Below are 21,332 nucleotides of genomic sequence, written 5' to 3' on the forward strand. Positions count from 1 at the left end.
TGCCTGAGCCTTCAGAGAGCGGAACAGAGGTTAGTTATGCTGGTATTGGGGTTAGAAACCTCCTGTGATGAGACCGGAGTCGCGTTGTATGACACCGAACGCGGGCTGTTGGCGCACAGAGTGTATTCACAGATCGCTGTCCATGCTGAGTACGGTGGTGTTGTTCCTGAACTCGCTTCCCGTGACCACGTAAGAAAAGGTCTGCCATTGATTCGTGAGGTCATGGAAGAGGCCGGGCATACCCTGCAGGATCTGGAAGGCATAGCGTACACCAGTGGACCCGGTCTGGTAGGTGCGCTGCTTGTCGGTGCCTGTCTGGGGCGTTCTCTGGCCTGGTCTCTGGGTATTCCAGCCGTAGGTGTTCATCATATGGAAGGTCACCTGCTCGCGCCCATGTTAGAAGACGACGTCCCCGAGTTTCCTTTTATTGCTCTGCTGGTTTCCGGTGGCCACACTCAGCTCGTTAAAGTAGAAGGGATTGGTGAGTACGAGTTGTTGGGTGAATCGCTCGATGACGCGGCCGGTGAAGCCTTTGATAAAGCCGCTAAGATGATGGGGCTGCCGTATCCGGGTGGACCGGCCCTGAGTAAGCTGGCCGATGAGGGTGATGCAGGCCGTTTCAGTTTTCCGCGCCCAATGACAGACCGCCCGGGTCTGGATTTCAGTTTCAGTGGCCTGAAAACCTTTACCCGTACGACCATCCTTAATTGTGCCGTTGATGGTGTTCTTGCTGAGCAGGATAAAAAAGACATCGCCGCGGGCTTTCAGGCCGCAGTGGTCGACACTCTGGCTATTAAGTGTAAGCGCGCAATGAAGCAGACCGGTGTGAATCGCCTGATTATCGCTGGCGGTGTTGGTGCAAACCGCATGTTGCGTGAACAGTTAAAGGTGACTGCTGAGCAGCTGAAAGGGCGCGTGTACTATCCACGGCCTGCACTCTGTACAGACAACGGCGCCATGATTGCGTACGCCGGTGCTCAGCGTCTGAATGCGGGGGAAGTATCGGATATCGCTGTGTCGTGTGTCCCGCGTTGGCCAATGACAGAACTTAAACCTCTGGCGTCAGGTAATTAAGGAGCTGGTTATGGATAAAGTCTTTATCAGCGAATTAAAGGTCGACGCTGTGATTGGTGTGTACGACTGGGAAAAACAGGTACGTCAGCCATTGGTATTTGATCTTGAGATGGCCTGGGATATTCGGGTGGCTGCTCAGACCGATGATTTAATGCACGCGCTGGACTACCAGGCGGTGACAGAATATATCGAACGCTTTGTACGAGAGCAGCACTTTCAGTTATTGGAATCCTTGCTTGAACGTCTGGCCGATGGTTTGCTGCAGGAATTTGGCATGCCGTGGTTAAGTATTCGTGTAGAGAAGCCTGCGGTGGTGCCACAGGCACGTGCTGTGGGGCTGGTTATCGAGCGTGGTATCAGCTGATGGCGCATGTGTTTTTAGGGGTTGGAGCTAACCTGTCGCCCGAGCAGAATATTCCCCTGGGCCTGAAGCGTCTGGCCGATGACGTTAATATCGTTGCTGTCTCTCCCTGCTATCGTTCTGAGGCTGTCGGCTTCAGTGGCCCGGCTTTTATTAATCTGGTGGTAGAAGCGCATACCGATTGTACGGTGGCGGAATTAAATACCCGATTAAAAGCCATTGAAACAGAATTCGGACGACAGCCCGACGCCAAGAAATATTCAGACCGTGCATTGGATATCGATATTTTGGTGGTAGACGAGCTGAGTGGCGATATCGATGGTATATCGCTTCCGCGCATTGATGTCTGGCGTTACGCGTTTGTACTGCGCCCATTATTGGATTTATGGCCAACCGGACTCTGCCCGAAAAATAAGACACCACTAAAAGATTACTGGTCACACGTGAGTGATCAGCCACTCGAAAAAGTGGTTGTTGAGGGAGCGACGCTGGCTGACGTTAAATCGACAGAGTCGACTTCCAGTCTTTAAGGTGGTCTGCACGAGCTTTGGCCAGAGCCGGACGAATTTCCGCCCCCTGTATGCCCGTTGCAATAATATCCTGCGCCGTTATTGTCAGCGCTTCTTTTAACGCTTTACGGCAGTATTCGGCTTGCGGGTAATCGCATTCTTCCAGCCCGGTTCTGCCGCGCGCGTCAGAAACACAGACCAATAGAAAATCCTCAAATCGTTCGGGCCGACGCCAGGCGTCGACCTGATCGAATAATTTCAGCAGAGTGTCTGGTCGCAATTCTAGGGCGCGGTGAACATGCGTATGAAATTCGCTGCTTAGCAGTGCCAATGTTTTAGCGTCGTTCGGAGCTTTCAGGCGATTGCAGAGTTGATTGACCGGTGAAAGTCCTTTTTTCTCGTGACCAAAATGGCGTGGCCATTCGCTTTCTGGAGTGCGGCCTTTACCCAGGTCATGAATCAGAGCAGCCCAGCGCACAGCAGTAGAGTCGCTGAGTTTCTGTGCGGCTTGTAAGCAGAGTAGCGCATGCTCGCCGGTATCAATTTCCGGATGATGCTTTTCAGGTTGAGGAACCCCAAAAAGAGCATCGAGTTCTTCAAACCATACTTTCAGAGCACTGCATTCGCGCAGTACACGGAAATACGTATCAGGACTGTTTTCGCCCAGTGATCGCTGGGTCTCAGTCCAGACCCGTTCAGCGACCAGATGATCAAGTTCGTTGTCATCGACCATCTGCTTCATCAGGTCCATGGTTTCGTCGGCAATACGAAAGCCCAGAGCAGCAAAGCGAGCCGCAAAGCGTGCGACACGTAGTACGCGTAGAGGGTCTTCCTGAAAGGCGGGAGAAACATGACGCAGTATCCGGTTATGCAGGTCTGTCTGGCCGTTATAAGGGTCGATGATTTTGCCGTCGTTGTCCTGGGCCATGGCATTGATGGTCAGATCGCGGCGCAGTAAGTCTTCTTCGAGTGTTACGGCCGATGAAAAGTCACAGACAAAACCCTGATAACCTTTTCCGCTTTTCCGCTCGGTGCGTGCGAGTGCGTATTCTTCTTTTGTATCAGGATGCAGAAATACCGGAAAATCGGCGCCAACCTGTTCGTAACCCTTGCTGATCATTTCTTCGGGTGTTGCACCAACCACCACCCAGTCGTTGTCTTTTACCGGGCGATTGAGAAGATGATCGCGGACTGCGCCGCCAACAAGATAGGTCTGCATAAGGTACTCAGAAAATAAAAAAGGCCATCGGATAGGATGGCCTTTGAGTGTACCGGGATGTCGCTGGCGTTAGAAGTAGAAGCCAGTTTCCAGAGCCAGGCCCAGTTCTTTTTCTGGATCAGAAATGTCCATCATCGCTGCCAGGTCAAAGTGAACACCGAAAGGTGATACACCCGCGCCCAGTGAAACAACATTGCTCTCACCTGCGAGGTTAGTTCGTAAACCAGCACGCAGTTGAGCCCAGCCCGCCAGATCGACTTCACCACCGACTGACAGGTACTGTGTTGGATCTTCAAATGCCAGAGCTTCGTTTTCGGTAAGGTCGAGGTCTGCGGCTAGATTGTACCAATCACGGGTATAGGCAACACCGGCGCGCAGTTTCGGTTTCAGGCTTACTTTACCGCCGGCGGCGACTTCGCCGTCCGCATCACCGTCTACTGCAACTTCTGCGTATTCGAAGTCTTTGCTGATCAGGTCCTGAATAACGATACCGACACGCAGGCGCTCCTGTGGATCGACGTAGAAGGAGGTACCGATGTCCAGGTTGATGTGGTTAGACGTGCGCTCAGAATCTTCGAGTTCAACGTCAGGTGCGTTGTCTTCTTCGTCCACCTGACCAACGTAGTGGTAAGTCGCTACCTGTTGCAGCTTAGGTGTAATACCAATGGCCACAGGCTTGTCGGCGATCATAAACTCACGAGACAGGCTCAGGCCCACTTCGGCAATGCCAATGGCTACGATTTCATACTGTGAATCAAACGATGGATCGGATGCTGCGTTCGAGATCTCACCGTTTTCAAAAATACTGATATTACCGCCAGCAGTCTGCACTGGGTCGGAGGTATAGGTGTTTACCTCATCAACGGCACTCTTTGTGTTATTCAGATCTGCAGTAGTTGCGGTGCCGCCTTCTACTTCGTCGGCCAGGTCGTCAACACTGTCAGTAATACCATTAGAGGCTTCGAGATAACCGGATGCAGCAGGCACATAGGCACCCAGCAGGTTGGCGTCATTGCCACTGAACAGAATGCGAGCTGAGGCGTTAACGTCGGCCTTAAAGCTGACAGCCGCTGCCAGTTTTTTACCCGGAATCGCGACTGCGCCACCAATACCCAAGCGCCCGCGTAGAGGGTCACCGGAGATAGTACGTAAGCTGTCGATCATGTCATCAGTGGCAGACTCAACTTCCTGAAGCTCGGTGTTCGTTGCCGAAATACTGTCACCAAACGCCTGGTTGTCGGCGCGTAGGTCGGCCGCTTTTTCAGCGTTGGTACGACCATCAACATCATCCATTGATTCGATCTGAACACCCAGCTGTTCTGCAGCCGCGGTCATATTTTCAACGGCTTTGTTGAAGTTCACCGGATCGCTGGCACCGCGCTCTTCGAAGGCGGCGTCAATGCGTGGGATGATGTCGTCATCGAGTCGGGTTGCTTCATCCTCGAGGCCTGCTTCGTCCGCCAGGTTCACCCCGATCTGCGGGAAAATAAGCGCGAAGTCATCGCTGCTTTCTGCCTGCGATAACAGTGATGGGTTGTAGGCAGGCGCGTGCGCTAATTTTGCGCTGGCAACACCTGTGTTACCCATGGCCAGACCTCGGGCATCCATCGGCATAAAAGGGGTGGCTGTGGCGTAGCTGCTTGCGAGCAGCACAGCACTGCCAAGAAGAGAGCGTTTTAACATGTGAGCATCCTCAGGAATACGTGAGTACGGATGCAATTAATACTAGATGCAATTTCAGAAATCGGTTGCGAATCGTAAAAGTCGTGCGTAATCTTTCGTAACAGCAATTTAATTTTTCGGAATCACTCTGTGTTTTCACAACTGACACATTTCTCAGCGAAGATGTTCGCGGCGCCAGCAGCGCTGCGAATGGTCGTGCGCGTGTGTCGTATTGCCCGTTGTGACAATAGTGGGGCCGGAGAATGATTGACTGTTAATGGATTATTCTCAAAGGGCCGCACTTGATGCGGCCTTTTTTGTTTCTGGTCGCTGTGTTGCCAAAACACACCCAGGGTTCATGGTAGAGCCCGGTAGGCTATAGGTGACTTATGAAAATTATAGTGGCGTATCTTCTGGTGGTACTGATCTGGTCCACCACGCCAGTGGCAATTCAATTCAGCCAGAACGGGCTCGATTTTTTTACGGCCGTCAGTCTGCGTATGTGGGTCAGTGCCTTACTGTCCCTGCCTCTGGTCTGGTTGATGCGCCAGCGCCTCGTCTTCAATAAACAGGCATTGCAGAGTTATCTGGGCGGCAGTCTTGGGATCTATGGCGCGATGATGTCGGTGTACTGGGGGGCTGCACATATTCCATCGGGATTGATTTCAGTGATTTATGGGCTTTCCCCCATGCTGTCGGGTGCCTTGGCTTATGTTGTTCTGCGTGAGCGTGAACTCACCCCTGTACGTTCGTTTGCTCTGGTAATGGCGCTGGCGGGACTGGCGCTGGTGGTGTCGGCACGCATTTCTATGGACGGTCTGGCCTGGCGCGGCATTGTAGGCAGTGTGGTGTCGGTATTGTGTTTCGCTGGTAGCGCGGTCTGGGTGAAGCAGGTTGGAGCAGGGATTCATCCTATGGTTCAGACGAGCGGCACGCTTTGGGTGTCGGGGTTGCTGTATCTCTGTACGGTCCCCTTCTTCGGTGTGCATATTCCGCAAGAAAAGGATGTCATTTCTTTTGCTGCGCTGGGCTATCTGATTACCTGTGGTTCGCTGCTCGCCTTTGTACTCTACTTTTATATTCTGCGGCAGCTCCCGACTTCAAGAGTGACGCTGATCACGCTGGTTGCACCTGTCCTCGCTATTTTCTGGGGTTATCTGTTGCGGGGTGAACGCTTGCAGTGGGAGAGCTTTGCCGGTGCCGCCATACTGCTCGCATCGCTGGCTGTGTACCAATGGCATCGCTCACCGGACCGGTGGTTAAGAGCACTGGTCGCTGGTCGTTATCCTGCGGTTACAAAGTCAGTACAAAAAAGTGAGCGTCAATCGTCTTAACTTTTCTTCATATCGGCCGATAGCCGTCTTATAGCAAAACAAGTCAGGGGTGGATGGTGATCCACCTGCTGCTGGTATGGAGTCAGATATGAAGCTGAAATGTGTAACCGCAGGCGCCCTGGTGCTCTCTGCAGGATTGTTAACCGCCTGTGCCGGACCGGTTCTGGATCAGGGCAATGCCAGTGCACCACCTGAGCAATTCTTTAAGCCCGTCGAACAGGAAATTGACCCTGTTGCGCCTATGGTGCTCCGGGTTGTCGGCTACGGCGCTATTGATGACGCCGCTAAGCAGTCGTCGGTTCAGAAGCGCCTGATGGCCATTCGTGCGTCCAAAATGGATGCCTACAGGGCCATGGCCGAGCGGGTATACGGTACCTCGGTTCAGGGCAGCACTACCGTGCGCGATATGGTCGTACAGAACGACAGGTTTCGCAGCTATGTAGAAACCTATATGCATGGTGCGCGGGTAGTTTCTACTGACCTGATGCCAGATGGCAGTGCAGAAACCGTACTTGAGATGATCATCGATCAGGGCTTCCGTAACTGCCTGCAGACGATGGACAACCAACGCTTTAACGTGGATTGCAGGGTGCCTCTTGGTGGGCGAGATGCTCAGCAGTTTGCTGCGAGCCAGCGTAACCGTGTTCAGGGCGAAGCCTCTGTGCCTGAAAGCGGCTTCTACTTCATCGAGTAAGGGATTTTGTTATGAAACGCTTCCGTTTATCTTCGTTACTTGTCGGACTGCTGGCACTCCCGTTTGGTCATACTCAGGCCGAAGTAGTGCAGGTGACTGGTCGTGCTCCGGTTGAAGGAGCACTGTCGTATGCACGAGAGCAGGCGATGGAAGATGCGCTGCATCAGGCCAGTTTACAGGCAGGCGCACAGATCAGCGGAATGCAGTTGATGGAGAAAGGCGTCGTCAGTACAGACACTGTACGCGTATCGACCCGCTCGCAGGTCAGTGATGTTGAGATCCTGCGTGAAGACACAGTGAACGGCATGTACGAAGTCACAATTCGTGCGGACGTCGACGAAGCGGCCTTGTGTCCTGCATCCGTACAGAGTTACCGGAAAGCCGTGGCCGTTGCCGGTTTCGGACTGGCGCAGCCACAGCAGGCTACGTTGGGGCGATTAGAAAATATTGAACAGGGCTTGCCGCGTTGGCTTGCTGCGGAGCTCAATTCAGGTGGTGGCGTGCACGCGCTCGACGCAACCCGGATCAGCCTCTATCAGGATCCTCGGCGTGCGCCGTCAGCAGAAACCGCTCAGCAGCGTCTGACAACCTCTGTGGCGCTGGCGACGCAGCTTGGTGCTCAATATGTGGTGTCCGGTGTGATTCGTGATCTGGCATTGCATACACCACAGAAAAGCGGATTTGCCAGTCGGTTGATGGGGTTTCCTACTGCGCCGACGCGTGATTTTGTCATGGATGTGTTTGTTCATGACGGGCTCAGTGGCGCCATGTTGTTCCAGCGCTCATACCGCACAGAAGGTGAGTGGGAAGCGCCGCGAAATGAGAAAACCGGCTTTGCTACGCCGCAGTTCTGGGCGACGTCTTACGGCACTGAAGTGGCTGATATTCTCAAGCGAGCAGCCGGTGATGTTGACGAAATGTTGCGTTGCCAGCCTTTTATGGCCCGGATAGTCAGGGCGCGCGGCAATCGTCTACACATAGAAGCAAGTGCTGCCGCTGGTTTACGGCCGGGGGATACATTAAAAGTGTATCGCACAGGAACTCTGTACAACCTGGATCTGGAGCCGCGCACTGAACTGACTGATATGGCCGCCGAAGCCGTGGTTAAGCAAGTGCAGCCACAGTTTGTTATTGCTGAGCTGGGCGGCCCTGCAGAGCGCTTAGCGATTCAGCGTGATGATATGGTGATTGCCTGGTAGGTGATGGTCCCGGCTGTTGAGTCAGTGCAATAAATCAAAGTTCTACTGATATCGACGGACAGCTCATCCGTTTCAGCATCTTATCGCCATCCCAGCTTTCCAGATGAACATCAAAGCCCCAGAGCAGGTGAATATGCTTCAGCACTTCGTACGTATCTCCGGCGAGTGGCATTCCATCCTGCTGCGTGTGCCTCAGGGTGATTGAGCGGTCGCCTTCAATATCAACGTTTGTGATCTGAATATTCGGTTCCCGCACTGACAGGTCGTACTGGCGTGCGAGGGTTTCTCTTAACCGGCGGAAACCGCTGTCGTTATGAATCGCATCAACGCGATAGTGATCTGCCGCTTCATCGTCGTAAATAGAGAACAAGTGAAAGTCGCGCATCAGCTTGGGTGACAGGAATTGCTGAATAAAACTCTCATCTTTAAAGTCACGCATGGCAAAGTGCAGAGTATCCAGCCAGTCTTTTCCTGCAATATCCGGGAACCACTCGCGGTCTTCATCGGTAGGGTCTTCGCATATACGCTTAATGTCCTGGAACATATTAAAGCCCAGTGCGTAGGGGTTAATACCGCTGAAATAGGGTGAATCAAATCCAGGCTGATACACCACGTTGGTATGTGAAGTAAGAAACTCCATCATAAAACCATCGTTAACTTTTCCCTCGTCGTAAAGATGGTTCAGCAGTGTGTAGTGCCAGAAAGTAGCCCAGCCTTCGTTCATGACCTGAGTCTGACGTTGTGGGTAAAAGTACTGAGATATTTTACGAACGATACGCACCAGCTCACGCTGCCATGGCTGTAATAAAGGCGCATTTTTTTCAATAAAGTACAGAATATTTTCTTGCGGCTCTGACGGGAATTTTCGTTTCTTCTGGGCTGCATCTCCGTTCTGTTTTTTGGTTGGAAGGGTGCGCCAGAGATCGTTCAGTTGCTGCTGGCGGATTTCTTCACGCTCTTCCTGACGCATCCGTTCTTCGGCCGCAGAAATTGGCTTGGGGCGGCGGTAGCGATCGACACCGTAATTCTGCAGAGCATGGCAGGCATCAAGAACCTGCTCAACTTCATCCTGACCGTAGCGCTCTTCGCATTTTCGTACATAATTTTTGGCGAACACCAGGTAATCAATGATGGAGCCCGCATCCGTCCAGGTGCGGAAGAGGTAGTTATTTTTAAAGAATGAGTTGTGCCCATAACAGGCGTGAGCAATCACCAGTGCCTGCATCGGCAGAGTGTTTTCTTCCATCAGGTAGGCAATACAGGGATTGGAGTTAATGACGATCTCATACGCCAACCCCATCTGACCGCGTTGATAACCTTTCTGAGTAGCAAGAAACTGCTTACCGTAGGACCAGTGGTTGTAGCCGATTGGCATACCGACCGACGAGTAAGCGTCCATCATCTGCTCTGCACTGATAACTTCGATCTGATTCGGATAAGTATCGAGCCGATAGTGGGCCGCGACGCGCGCTATTTCGCTGTCGTATTCTTCGAGGAGTGCAAAGGTCCAGTCCGAATCGGTGGATATGTAGTTACTCATATTGCCTCCTCATACTGTTCTTTTGAGAACAGCTCGCGGAATACCGGGAATATATCCTCAGGACCGCGGATCTGAGCCATCGCAAAGTTCTTTTTAAACTCACTGCCGACCTGCTGGTAGGCTTCCCAAAGCGCCTGATGGTTGTGCGGCGTAATCTCAATGTATGAGAAGTACTGAACTACTGGCAGAAGTTCGTTTCGCAGGATTTCAGCGCACTGAGGGGAGTCATCATCCCAGTTATCGCCATCCGATGCCTGAGCTGCGTAGATATTCCACTCATTTTCGTCGTAGCGTGATTTTACGATCTCATTCATCAGTTTCAGGGCACTGGAAACGATGGTGCCGCCTGTCTCCCGCGAATAGAAAAACTCTTCTTCGGTTACCTCTTTGGCACTGGTGTGGTGGCGGATAAATACAATCTCAATCTGTTCGTAATTGCGCTCCAGAAAAAGATACAGCAGCAGATAGAAACGCTTAGCCATGTCTTTGACGTCCTGCGTCATTGAGCCCGAGACATCCATCAGACAGAACATCACGGCTTTGCTGGTAGGCATGGGCACTTTGACCTGGTTGCGATAGCGCAGGTCAATATCGTCAAGGAAAGGGATCTTCTTGAGGCGACGCTGAAGATCAGCGATGTCGGCTTTCAGTGTTGCAACCGCACCTGAGTCGCCACGGTTTTCTGCATCAGCCAATGCAGCCTCAAGTTCTTTTAACTTGCGACGCTTACCAGCGCCCATTCCGATGCGGCGGGCATGGGCGTTGCGCATCGACTTTACCACCGAGAGGTTGTTTGGTGTGCCTTCAGAGACAAAGCCAGCGCGACGGGTCTTGAAGTTTTTAGTGCGCGCAAGAGACTGCTTCACCATGTTAGGCAGTGCCAGATCATCAAACAGATAATTCAGGAATTCTTCTCGGGTAATGGCGAATGTGAAGTCTTCTTCGCCTTCGCCCTGATTACTGGCCTGTCCGCTACCCTGGCCACCGCCTCCACCTCGTGGCTTCTCCAGTTCATCGCCGGTATTGAACTCTTTATTGCCTGGGTATACGCGGTGTTGTCGGCCCCCCTGTCCATGGCCGATGCGCGGTTCGTGCGTATTTTTGGTGGGAATACTGATCTGCTCGCCGCGATCCATATCTGTGATGGAACGGCGGTTTACGGCATCCTGCACTGCGTCTTTGATATGGCCGCGATAGCGCCGTAGGAAACGCTGGCGGTTGACCATACTTTTATTCTTTCCGTTCAAGCGTCGGTCAATAATATATGACATTCAACCCTCTCTCAGCGGGCACCCAGCGAACAGGTGCCCGCAGACAATTACTGTGACTTACGAACGCGCAGATACCACTCAGAAAGCAGGCGAACCTGCTTCTCGGTGTAGCCGCGCTCGGTCATACGCGCGACGAAGTCGTCGTGCTTCTTCTGATCTTCGTTCGAAGATTTTGCGGAGAAGGATATGACCGGCAGAAGATCCTCAGTATTCGAGAACATTTTCTTCTCGATAACGGAGCGCATCTTCTCGTAGGACTGCCAGCTGGGGTTATTGCCATTATTGTTGGCACGTGCACGCAGTACGAAGTTCACGATTTCATTGCGGAAATCTTTCGGGTTACTGATGCCTGCGGATTTTTCGATTTTCTCGAGTTCTTCATTGATCGATACTCGGTCGAGCATTTCACCGGTTTCCGGGTCTCGATATTCCTGATCCTGAATCCAGAAATCGGCATAGGTGACGTAACGATCAAAGATATTCTGACCATATTCGGCATACGACTCGAGGTACGCGGTCTGAATTTCTTTACCGATAAAGTTCACATACTCGGTGGCCAGGTATTCCTTCAGGTAGTTCAGATAGCGATTCTGCGTTTCCTCAGGGAATTGTTCCTGTTCAATCGCCTGCTCAAGGACATACATCAGGTGCACTGGGTTGGCGGCTACCTCGGTTGAGTCGAAATTGAATACCTTGGAGAGAATTTTGAAAGCAAAGCGGGTGGAGATGCCGCTCATACCCTCATCGACGCCAGCTCCATCTTTGTATTCCTGAATCGACTTGGCTTTCGGGTCCGTGTCTTTCAGATTCTCGCCGTTATAGATTCGCATCTTTGAGTAGACGCTGGAATTCTCGGGGACTTTTAAGCGCGAAAGTACAGTGAACTGGGCCAACATCGACAGGGTGTCAGGTGCGCATGGCGATTCAGCCAGTGACGAATGCTCCAGCAGTTTTTTGTAGATGTTTATTTCTTCATCAACGCGCAGGCAGTAGGGGACCTTCACAATATAAACACGGTCGAGGAAAGCCTCGTTGTTTTTATTGTTCCGGAATGCCTGCCACTCGGATTCGTTTGAGTGAGCGAGGATGACGCCCTCGAAAGGAATCGCTCCCATGCCTTCGGTGCCGTTATAGTTGCCTTCCTGGGTCGCTGTCAGCAATGGGTGGAGCACCTTAATAGGCGCCTTGAACATCTCGACAAACTCCATCAGCCCCTGGTTGGCACGACAGAGTGCGCCTGAATAGGCGTAAGCATCCGGGTCATCCTGGGCATAGTCTTCCAGCTTGCGGATATCGACTTTACCGACCAGGGATGAAATGTCCTGGTTGTTTTCGTCACCGGGTTCGGTTTTGGCCACACCAGTCTGATCGAGAATGGACGGGTAAAGTTTTACGACTTCAAACTTACTGATGTCACCGCCTAATTCGTGGAGGCGTTTGACGGCCCACGGAGACATAACCTTGCCAAGATAGCGGCGTGGAATGCCGTAGTCTTCCTCCAGAATCGCCCCATCTTCGTTGGGGTCAAACAGCCCCATGGGCGACTCAAAAACAGGTGAACCTTTAATGGCGTAGAAAGGAATACGTTGAATTAATTCTTTCAGCCGTTCGGCGAGAGATGATTTACCGCCACCGACCGGGCCTAACAGATACAGGATCTGCTTACGCTCTTCGAGCCCCTGCGCAGCGTGACGGAAATAGGAGACAATGTTCTCGACGGCGTCTTCCATACCGTAAAACTCAGAGAAGGCTGGGTAGCGCTTGATGACTTTGTTGGAAAATATCCGGCTCAGACGAAGATCCCGGGAGGTGTCGATGATTTCTGGCTCACCAATGGCCATTAGCATTCTTTCTGCCGCGGAGGCATAAACGGTGGGATCCTGTTTGCACAGTTCAAGGTAGTCCTGAAGGCTCATTACCTCTTCCTGCGTGTCGCGATAGCGCTCCTGGAAACGACTGAATACGCTCATGGTTCACCCCTTATCGGTCTGTCCGAATATGTGTTTCCGTTACATAAAACCCTGTAAAAAAATTGCTATGTCTGGGACCAGTATGTCCCTTATTCGTTGTTGTTGGCCAGAGAATTTATATTTCTTTGACGTCGTATATTCAGTATGCACAGCTTGTGCCGGCATGCAGCATTATTGGTCGACCAATGTGATCAAAGACACGATTTGACAGAAAAGCCAGATAAAAGCACACAAGATCAGAAAAACAGCCTACCTCTTCTGCTGTGTGTTCCTGGGATATTTACCGGATGGGAAAAGCGGGAGAGATGCGCTCAACGAGCGCACAATTCAGGAACGGCCATTTTCCACATTTCAAAACCACCATCGAGGCTGAATACGCGGGTGTAGCCCTGAGCAGCAAAGAACTGAGCGGCGCCCTGGCTTGAGTTGCCGTGGTAACAGCATACGATCAGGGGAGCGTCTTTCGGTGTGTTCTGCATGAACTCTGGCAGGTTGTCGTTATCGACGTTTACTGCGCCCTTAATGTGATTATCATTGAAGCTATGGGCATCGCGGATGTCGGCAATCCGCACATCAGGCTCGTCGAGTAGAGATTTGGCTTCCGCGATATTAATTCGTTCAAAGTTCATTGGGGTCTCTCTTAGTTGTCAGCCTGCGCGGGCACGCTGAATCGTAGTTGATCCTCAAGGCGCAATGCCGTGAGGGAGCCACCCCAGACACAGCCTGTGTCCAGAGCCCATACATTGCGCACATCGGCATTTCCCTCCAGAGCGGCCCAGTGCCCGAATACCAGCCGGGTATCCGCTGATTTTCTCTGCGGATGTCTGAACCAGGGGATAAACCCCTGGGGTGAACTCCCGGCACCTTCTTTGGTTTTCAGATCGAGGCGGCCTTCCTGGTCAATGAAGCGCATACGTGTTAAGTAATTGATGATCAGGCGTATTCTGTCAATGCCTGTCAGACTTTTGTCCCACAGGTCTGGCTGGTTGCCATACATGCCCTGAAAGAAGTTTTTGCAGTCGTTCTGAAGAATGTATTCAACTTCCTGTGAAAGACGGCGGGCTTTGCGTGCTGACCACATAGGTGGCAGCCCCGCGTGGCTCATGCACCAATTGCGCGCAGCATCGTAATGAACCAGAGGCTGATGCCGCAGCCAGTCCATCAGAAAACCGGCATCCGGTGCCTCGAATACGTGTTTCAGTGTATCGCCGCCCTTGGTTTTACGATCACTGTAGTAGCAGGCCAGCATGTGCAGGTCGTGGTTGCCGAGTACGACGGTGGCTCTGTGCCCTAACTGCTGAATAAAGCGCAGGCACTCCAGCGACTCCGGGCCACGGTTAACCAGATCGCCTGCAAACCACAGGTGGTCGTTATTACGGTCGAAACGTATTTCGCTGAGCAGTCTTTGTAGCGGCTCGAAACAGCCCTGCAGATCGCCAATCGCGTAGGTAGCCATCAGTTCAGTGCGTTGGGTAGAGCCAGGGTGAATACAGGGATGGTCGCATGAAACAGGGTGCCGTCGTCCGCTTCCATCACATAGTAGCCGCGCATGCTACCGACGCGTGTCTGCAGGACTGATCCTGATGAGTAGCGATAGGTCTCACCGGGCTCAATGGTAGGCTGTTCGCCAATAACGCCTTCACCTTTTACTTCCTGAACATCGGCATTGCCGTCGGCGATGAACCAATGGCGCGTCCGCAGTGTTGCTCCCTGATCACCGCGGTTGGTGATGCTGATGTGGTAAGCGAATACAAAGCGGTCATCTTCTGGCAGTGACTGCTCTTCGAGGTATTCGGTTTCCACCTCAACATTGACGGTGTCTTCAAGCTTCATCGGATGACTCCTTCAGTAGCTCTGCAACCTTGTCTGCAATGGTGACGTATTGCTCCAGTGTCAGATTCTCTGGGCGCAGGCCAGTATCAATACCAATACTTTCAAGGGTGGCGGCATCAATGAGATTTTTCAATGTATTGCGGATAGTTTTGCGTCGCATACTGAAGGCTTCACGCACTACGCGCTCAAGTATCTTGTGGTTTTTTGCCGGAAACGGCAGCTCTTCGTATGGCTCCATGCGCACAATGGCAGATTCGACCTTAGGTGGCGGGTTAAATGCGCCCGGCCCGACAATAAACAGAGGTTCTACTTTGCAGTAGTACTGCGCCATGATGCTCAGGCGACCGTAGTCACCGTTGCCCGGCACTGCGCCTAGTCGCTCGACGACTTCTTTCTGCAGCATGAAGTGCATGTCCTGAACCATTTTATGGTGGCTCAGGAAATGAAAAATCAGCGGCGTCGAAATGTTATAGGGCAGGTTGCCCACAATACGCAGGCGTTGGCCCGGCTCCAGAATTGTATTGAAGTCGAACTTAAGGGCGTCGCCTTCGTGGATACGAAAATCCGGATAATTAAAGAACTTAGTACGCAGAATCGGAATCAGATCGCGGTCGAGCTCGACCACGTCCAGCTTGCCAGAGGTTTCCAGCAGCGGCTCAGTCAGTGCGCCCATCCCTGGCCCGATTTCTACCAGACAATCCGTCGGTTTCGGGCTGATCGCTTTTACGATTTTTCCGATTACGTGCTGATCGTGCAGAAAGTTCTGGCCAAAGCGCTTCCGGGCCTTGTGGCCATGGGCTTTGGGTGTGTGTTTACTCATTGGGTTATTTCCTTTCTGCGGTTGGCTGCCATCTGAGTGGCGACCTGAATAGCGGTGTGCAGGCTACCGCTGTCAGCCTTACCTGTGCCAGCAAGATCTAACGCGGTGCCGTGATCAACAGAGGTACGGACGATGGGCAGCCCCAAGGTGATATTGGCAGCCCGGCCAAAGCCGTGAAATTTAAGAACAGGCAGCCCCTGATCGTGATACATCGCCAGCGCCGCGTCGGCGTTATCCAGATACTTGGGGGTAAACAGAGTGTCTGCAGGCAGAGGGCCTGTCAGGTTGAGCCCTTCTTCCCGCAGTGCATTCAGGGCAGGAATGATGGTATCGATTTCTTCGCGACCCAGGTGGCCGTCTTCACCCGCGTGCGGGTTCAGGCCTGCTACCAGAATATGCGGTGCAGCCACACCAAAGAATTGCTGCAGGTCGTTGTTGAGAATCCGGCTGACACGTTGAATGCGATCACCAGTGCAGGCATCGGCGACATCTTTTAACGGTAGATGGGTGGTAACAAGAGCGACCCGTAGGTCTTCTGTGGCGAGCATCATAACGACTTCTTCAACGCCGCAGTAATCACGGAAATACTCAGTATGGCCACTGAAAAGAACGCCGGATTCGTTAATAACCCCTTTGTGAACCGGTGCTGTCACTATGCCATCCCAGCGACCATCAAGGCATCCTTCCGCTGCGATGCGCAGGGTTTCTAGCACGAAGGCACCATTCTTTTTGTTGAGAACGCCTGCGCTGACTGGTGCATTGACCGTGACAGGAAAGACGGTCAGGTGACCATTACCCGACTGCGCTCCGGCATCACCAAAGGTATGCAGAGTCAGGGGCAGACCCAGCGAATCTGCGCGGTCGGCCAGTACGGCCGGGTCTGTGATAACGACAAGATCGGTCGACAGCTTAGCCTGGGCAATCTGAACACAGAGGTCCGGCCCGATACCGGCCGGCTCTCCCGCCGTTACGGCAAGGCGCAGACTCACGGCTGTTCCTTGATATCGACGTAGGCTTCTGAGCGGATTTTACGCAGCCAGATAGGAAGTTCTTCTTCGAAGCGGCGCCCATAGAGCATCTGGCGCACCTGGTTACGCTGCACTTCTTCACCGATGTCGGCTTCACGACGGTCGGTCACCTGAAGCACATGCCAGCCAAACTGACTGCGCACTGGCGTACTTAACTCACCGGTTGGTGTTACGTCCATCGCTTGCTCAAATTCCGGCACCATGTCGCCGGGAGAGACCCAACCAAGGTCACCGCCACTGGCACCGCTGCCGGGGTCATCACTGTATTCACGAGCCAGCTCTGCGAAATCTGCACCGGCCTTCAGGCGCTCATAAATCTGATTAATAAGTTCACGGGCCTGATCCTGATCGCGCACTTCATTCGGGGTAATCAGAATATGTCTTACTTCAGCCTGTTGAATCAGCTGAGAGTTGCCGCCGCGCTTGTCTTCAAGCTTGATAATGTGGAAACCACTGGCGGTGCGGATTGGATCTGAGATATCGCCGACGCTCATTTCAGGCGCGATGTCCGCGAAAATGGATGGTAGCTGAGCGTCTTTACGCCAGCCCATGTCGCCGCCATTCAAGGCTGTACGTCCCTGGGATTCGGCCATGGCAGTTTTGCCGAAATCAGCGCCATCGCGTAGCGCTGCCACAAGCTTGTCTGCTTTGCTTTCAGCTTCTTTGTATTCCTGTGGTGCGGCACCAGAACGAACTGAAATCAGAATGTGGCGAAGTTTGTATTCTGCGGCCGAGGCGATACGACCGATATCAGAGGCCAGAAAGTAATCTATGTCCTGATCTGTAATCTGGATGCGCTCACCCACCTGATACTGCTGTACCCGGCTGATGCGCATTTCATTGCGGATCTGTTCACGGGCATAGGCGAAAGATACGCCTTCGCTGGTCATGGCCTGTTGAAACTCGGCCAGGCTCATACCGTTCTGCGCTGCGATGCGTCCCATCGCGTCATCCAGCTGCGACTCACTGATGCGGATGCCGGCACGATCCGCCACCTGCAATTGCACGCTTTCGGTGATCATGCGCTCGAGTACCTGTTCGCGCAGGGTGTCTGCTTCTGGTAATTCGTTCTGATTACTCTGAACACCCACCGTTTTGATGCGTTGTTCTAGCTCGCTTTCCATGATGATGTCGTCATCGACAACAGCCACCACTCGATCGATCAACTGAGGCTCTGCATGGAGTAAGGCGCTGACAGTCATTGCCAGAAGAGAAAAAATCAGGTGCTTAATAGTCATGGTATTGGCGTCTTGAGTATCCATAAATGCTTTCAGACAAGAGGCTGTCGGTGCCGCTGCCCAGTGTGGTAAGACCTTTTAACTGAATGCTCAGCATAAAGCCGTAACGTTTTTCGGTTGAGAACTCCCCTGAGCTGCGGGGTGAACTTTCCCGATAGGTGAATTGTGCTCGCCAGCAACAATTCTGATATTCGAATCCGGCCAGAGACTCCAGAACCGGGTCTTCCGGGCGACGTTCTCCCGTCTCATAGTGTTTCAGATCACGAAGCTGCCTTGCAAATAGCGCCCAACGATCGTTCAGAGACCAGAACGCACTGGCATCAAGTTGGTGCGTATTGTAGCTAGTTTCAGTGTCAGGGTCGCGGCTCTCGGTGCGTGTATTGCTGAGGCTTAACATATGATTCGCTTCATCACGGAAGCGGACACCGTAGCGTTGCTGACGGAAGTAGTCCTGATGCGAATCCCACTCGAGAAAAGAGAAGACTGTCCAGTCGTTGTTTGGGTTCCATTCCGCTTCGCCCAGGGTGCTGGATGTATGGCGCTCAAGGTAGTCGCTTTCGGTCTCGTTGATGTTCACTTCACGATCGCGGAAATACCAGATCTGACCTACGCCAGCCCTGAACTGCTCCAGACCATCGTCGCGTATATAGCGTGTTGTGACACCGGTGCTGATCTGATTCAGGTCGGCCAGGCGGTCACCGCCAGTAAAGCGGTCGCCGTTGAATAAACTTGAGTAGGTGACGCTGGTGGCTTTGGTATCGAAGGCCGGAATATCTTCCTGACCGCCCCGGTAGGGGCTGTACGCATACAGCACGCGAGGTTCCAGAGTCTGAATGTAGTCAGTGTTGAAGGCGCTGGTTTCACGTTCAAAGAAGAGGCCGCCGTCGAGGGTCACGCGCGGTGCTCCGAACGTTGGCGTTTCATCGTCGTCGGTAGGCTCTGCATCGTAAAGCCGGTAGCTGCGATAGCGGTAATCCAGTGCAGGCGTTAAGAAACCGTATGGCTGTGTCATCGGGTAGGCGATGCGGGTGTCCGACAGAAAACGATCACCGTTAAGAGCGGCGCGACCACTGAGCGTCTGCTGATTACCGTCGATCACGGCGGAGCTTTCACGGTTAAAGCGGGTGGCCTGCACGGTTTGCTTCAGCGTCCAACCTGACTCTAGTGTTGGCGTGAGTGTCAGGCCGACCTGAGGCAGGCGGCGATACGGACGGTTGCTGAGCGAGATGTCTTCGTCCGTCGTCTGGAAGCTCTCAGCCAGGAAAGTCGCCTTTACCGGTGTTGTATCGTAGCGAACCAGGCCCCTTCTAGGCAGGTGGGAAGCCCGGTACACAGAGGCACTCGGGTTCATGTCGGAGAAGTAGTCCTCATCGCTGACATTATTGTAGAGAAATTCGTGGCTCCAGTGACGGCCCCAGCGACCCGTTTGTGAGTAATTCACCAGAGAACGTTCTTCGCCGGTTTCTTCGTCGTCTGCGAGGATGCCGTAATTCAGCTCGCCATCACCGAAAAGCGCCGTTTTGTGTCGTAGTTGGTTCTCCCACAACAAACCATGGTCAAGCACGTGGTGGGCGGTGATGGTGGCATCCAGATTGGGTGCGATATTGAGATAAAAAGGAATCTGAATATCTTCCGCCTGACCCATGCCGTTCACAGACAGTGACGGGTCGAGGAAGCCGGTGAGGCGCCGGTCATCAATCGGGAAGCGATAATACGGTATGTACAGAATCGGTACCTCGGCGACCCTGAGTCGAGTGTGCCACGCCGTACCAAATCCTTCGTTCTGATCCAGTCGCAGTTCGCTGGCTGCGATGTCCCAGTCGTTGTGGCCGGGTTCGCAGAAGGTCAGAGTCGCCCCTTTCATTTCCAGTACCTGATCCTGGGGGGATCCCAGTTGTTCAGCGGTTCCTCGCAGGTGACGGTCGGCAATGACCCAGGCGCTGTGGTTCAGTTCTATGTCGCCCTGTGCGTCGTCGATACGAGCGTTGTCGCCGCCTAGCGTCATGCCCGGTGAGGTAATGGACACATTGCCCGTGAAATTAGCCACCTGTTGCTCAGGAAACCAATGCGCGTAGTCAGCTTTGAGAAGCTGATCGCGTCGCTGAAATACAACATCGCCGTTCAGTTCAATTTCACCGGCACGGGTTAAAGTACCCTGATCGGCTTCTGCTTCAATCCGGTCGGTATCGAGAGCCACAGGTGTGGTGACAACGTAGGCACCTGTGCAGAACTCCGGGAGCGCTTCAGCCTGTTCCGCCGGGAGCTGCGATCTTGGAGTCCAGCCGAGGGCTTCATAGTTGAACTGCCCAGCAGAGTCGGCCAATGCGTGGTGGCTCAGGCCGGTGGCGAGCGCAGGTAGCAATAGATACAGGCACGGGAGATGCAAGCGCGGGCGCAGGTACAGGCGAAAGTACAGGAGTAGATACTGAGATGTTCGGTTCAGGTCAGTCATGTAGGGCAGCAGGCGCGATTCCGGAATGAAGTGTGTTATCTTTAGCGGCTTATCAGGGCGCCAATTCTGGGGTCCAATTCTAGAACGACTGACACCGAGAGGCCAGCATGGATCAGCGAAGGGACAACCTTGCGCATTGGGCAGTAAATCAGATTCAGCAACTTACCGGTGAAGATCTGACCGCAGAATTGTCAGTAGTTTCGGGCGATGCCAGTTTTCGTCGATATTTTCGACTGACGGGCGCCGATTCCAGCTGGATCTGTGTGGATGCACCTCCAGAGAAAGAAGATAACCCTAAGTTTATTGCGATCGCTCGCAGCTGGTCAGAGCAGGGTGTGAATGTGCCCGCAGTTTTAGGCGAAGATATCGCTCAGGGATTCATGTTACTACAGGACTTCGGCGATAAACTGCTTTGGCCGGCGCTTCACGATGGTGCCGACCATGAACGCGTACTTGCGTTGTACAAACTCGCTATCGATGAGCTGATCAACATCCAGAAACTCAAGGCCGGTGAGTTGCCAGTATATGATGCCGCACTGCTGCGTCAGGAGATTTCTCTGTTCACCGACTGGCTGTGCGAACGTCAGATTTCGCTGTCTCTGTCGGCCGATGAACACAGACTGATGGCTGATGTTACGGATATTCTGGTTGATTCAGCGCTGGCTCAGCCGCAGGTGGTCGTGCATCGTGATTACCACTCACGGAATCTGATGCTTTGTGCAGATGGTGCCCTGGGTGTTATCGACTTTCAGGATGCTGTTCAGGGGGCTGTCACCTACGATCTCGTGTCGCTATTACGTGACTGCTATGTGCGTTGGCCACACCAGATCGTTGACGAGTTGACCGCCTACTACTACGAGAAAGCCTCATTGGCGGGCGTGCTGGATATGCCGTACGACGCCTTCTCCAGAGCGTTTGACCTTATGGGTATGCAGAGACACCTCAAAGCTGCGGGTATCTTTGCCCGCCTTAATATTCGTGATGGTAAGGCAGGTTATCTGGCGGATATCCCTAATACCTGCGTGTATCTGCGCGAAGTCGCAGGGCGGTATTATGAATTCTCGGCTTTCTGTCAGTGGCTCGACGAACGATTTCTGCCAGCGATGGAGAAAGGCCTGTCATGAAGGC

The 21,332-nt window shown here is 53.0% G+C and carries 19 protein-coding genes; 7 read left to right on the forward strand and 12 right to left on the reverse strand.

Translation table 11 applies throughout. The annotated features are described in order from the left end of the window. The first annotated feature begins 36 nt into the window (after positions 1 to 36). The 3 genes from tsaD to folK are packed head-to-tail and all read left to right on the forward strand — an operon-like array spanning position 37 to position 1,965. Positions 37 to 1,074 (forward strand): tRNA (adenosine(37)-N6)-threonylcarbamoyltransferase complex transferase subunit TsaD, encoded by a 1,038-nt coding sequence (gene tsaD / locus B3007_RS14925; RefSeq protein ID WP_297531118.1) that lies wholly within the window; start codon positions 37 to 39, stop codon positions 1,072 to 1,074. A 10-nt stretch (positions 1,075 to 1,084) separates the two neighbouring features. After that, positions 1,085 to 1,438, forward strand: a complete 354-nt coding sequence (gene folB / locus B3007_RS14930; protein ID WP_068437521.1) for a dihydroneopterin aldolase — start codon at positions 1,085 to 1,087, stop codon at positions 1,436 to 1,438. Then, positions 1,438 to 1,965, forward strand: a complete 528-nt coding sequence (folK, locus tag B3007_RS14935; protein WP_068441611.1) for a 2-amino-4-hydroxy-6-hydroxymethyldihydropteridine diphosphokinase — start codon at positions 1,438 to 1,440, stop codon at positions 1,963 to 1,965. The genes folB and folK overlap by 1 nt, the downstream gene beginning before the upstream one ends. Here folK and B3007_RS14940 read toward each other — a convergent pair. Then, positions 1,934 to 3,163, reverse strand: coding sequence for a multifunctional CCA addition/repair protein (locus B3007_RS14940; RefSeq protein WP_301378684.1), 1,230 nt, complete (start codon positions 3,161 to 3,163; stop codon positions 1,934 to 1,936). The genes folK and B3007_RS14940 overlap by 32 nt on opposite strands. A 69-nt stretch (positions 3,164 to 3,232) precedes the next feature. After that, positions 3,233 to 4,846, reverse strand: coding sequence for a conjugal transfer protein TraF (gene traF, locus B3007_RS14945; RefSeq protein ID WP_301378682.1), 1,614 nt, complete (start codon positions 4,844 to 4,846; stop codon positions 3,233 to 3,235). Positions 4,847 to 5,214: 368 nt separating this feature from the next. Between traF and B3007_RS14950 the strand changes: the two genes are divergently transcribed. The 3 genes from B3007_RS14950 (at position 5,215) to B3007_RS14960 (ending at position 8,052) form a co-directional block, all read left to right on the forward strand. Next, the gene (locus B3007_RS14950; RefSeq protein WP_068441618.1) at positions 5,215 to 6,159 is read left to right on the forward strand and encodes a DMT family transporter; all 945 of its coding nucleotides are present in this window, start codon (positions 5,215 to 5,217) and stop codon (positions 6,157 to 6,159) included. 88 nt (positions 6,160 to 6,247) lie between these two features. Next, the gene (locus B3007_RS14955; RefSeq protein ID WP_068441647.1) at positions 6,248 to 6,853 is read left to right on the forward strand and encodes an LPP20 family lipoprotein; all 606 of its coding nucleotides are present in this window, start codon (positions 6,248 to 6,250) and stop codon (positions 6,851 to 6,853) included. A gap of 11 nt (positions 6,854 to 6,864) precedes the next feature. Continuing rightward, entirely contained in the window at positions 6,865 to 8,052 is a 1,188-nt protein-coding gene (locus B3007_RS14960) for a flagellar assembly protein FlgT (RefSeq protein WP_301378679.1), read from the forward strand. A gap of 34 nt (positions 8,053 to 8,086) precedes the next feature. Here the strand turns inward: B3007_RS14960 and B3007_RS14965 are convergent, their stop codons facing one another. From B3007_RS14965 to B3007_RS15010, 10 genes are all read right to left on the reverse strand, one after another. Beyond that, on the reverse strand, positions 8,087 to 9,592 hold the full coding sequence (locus B3007_RS14965; RefSeq protein ID WP_273091709.1) for a SpoVR family protein: 1,506 nt from the start codon (positions 9,590 to 9,592) through the stop codon (positions 8,087 to 8,089). Then, positions 9,589 to 10,863 (reverse strand): YeaH/YhbH family protein, encoded by a 1,275-nt coding sequence (locus B3007_RS14970; RefSeq protein ID WP_068441629.1) that lies wholly within the window; start codon positions 10,861 to 10,863, stop codon positions 9,589 to 9,591. The genes B3007_RS14965 and B3007_RS14970 overlap by 4 nt, the downstream gene beginning before the upstream one ends. Before the next feature lie 47 nt (positions 10,864 to 10,910). After that, on the reverse strand, positions 10,911 to 12,833 hold the full coding sequence (locus B3007_RS14975) for a PrkA family serine protein kinase (RefSeq protein WP_068441632.1): 1,923 nt from the start codon (positions 12,831 to 12,833) through the stop codon (positions 10,911 to 10,913). 311 nt (positions 12,834 to 13,144) lie between these two features. After that, positions 13,145 to 13,462, reverse strand: coding sequence for a thiosulfate sulfurtransferase GlpE (gene glpE / locus B3007_RS14980; protein ID WP_068441635.1), 318 nt, complete (start codon positions 13,460 to 13,462; stop codon positions 13,145 to 13,147). Positions 13,463 to 13,473: 11 nt separating this feature from the next. Next, positions 13,474 to 14,289, reverse strand: coding sequence for a symmetrical bis(5'-nucleosyl)-tetraphosphatase (locus tag B3007_RS14985; RefSeq protein WP_068441637.1), 816 nt, complete (start codon positions 14,287 to 14,289; stop codon positions 13,474 to 13,476). Beyond that, positions 14,289 to 14,666, reverse strand: a complete 378-nt coding sequence (gene apaG / locus B3007_RS14990; RefSeq protein ID WP_068441638.1) for a Co2+/Mg2+ efflux protein ApaG — start codon at positions 14,664 to 14,666, stop codon at positions 14,289 to 14,291. The genes B3007_RS14985 and apaG overlap by 1 nt, the downstream gene beginning before the upstream one ends. After that, on the reverse strand, positions 14,656 to 15,486 hold the full coding sequence (rsmA, locus tag B3007_RS14995; protein ID WP_068441639.1) for a 16S rRNA (adenine(1518)-N(6)/adenine(1519)-N(6))-dimethyltransferase RsmA: 831 nt from the start codon (positions 15,484 to 15,486) through the stop codon (positions 14,656 to 14,658). The genes apaG and rsmA overlap by 11 nt, the downstream gene beginning before the upstream one ends. Beyond that, positions 15,483 to 16,475 carry a 4-hydroxythreonine-4-phosphate dehydrogenase PdxA gene (gene pdxA / locus B3007_RS15000; RefSeq protein ID WP_068441642.1) on the reverse strand — a complete coding sequence of 331 codons (993 nt, stop codon included), beginning with the start codon at positions 16,473 to 16,475 and terminating at the stop codon, positions 15,483 to 15,485. The genes rsmA and pdxA overlap by 4 nt, the downstream gene beginning before the upstream one ends. Continuing rightward, positions 16,472 to 17,776: a peptidylprolyl isomerase gene (locus tag B3007_RS15005; RefSeq protein WP_301378673.1), complete on the reverse strand. Its 1,305-nt coding sequence runs from the start codon at positions 17,774 to 17,776 to the stop codon at positions 16,472 to 16,474. The genes pdxA and B3007_RS15005 overlap by 4 nt, the downstream gene beginning before the upstream one ends. Then, on the reverse strand, positions 17,742 to 20,204 hold the full coding sequence (locus B3007_RS15010) for an LPS-assembly protein LptD (RefSeq protein ID WP_297531134.1): 2,463 nt from the start codon (positions 20,202 to 20,204) through the stop codon (positions 17,742 to 17,744). The genes B3007_RS15005 and B3007_RS15010 overlap by 35 nt, the downstream gene beginning before the upstream one ends. Positions 20,205 to 20,311: 107 nt before the next feature. Between B3007_RS15010 and B3007_RS15015 the strand changes: the two genes are divergently transcribed. Then, positions 20,312 to 21,328 (forward strand): aminoglycoside phosphotransferase family protein, encoded by a 1,017-nt coding sequence (locus B3007_RS15015; RefSeq protein WP_301378671.1) that lies wholly within the window; start codon positions 20,312 to 20,314, stop codon positions 21,326 to 21,328. Positions 21,329 to 21,332 lie beyond the last annotated feature (4 nt).

The sequence above is a fragment of the Thalassolituus sp. UBA675 genome (assembly GCF_002297765.1).
GTDB lineage: Bacteria > Pseudomonadota > Gammaproteobacteria > Pseudomonadales > Oceanobacteraceae > Thalassolituus.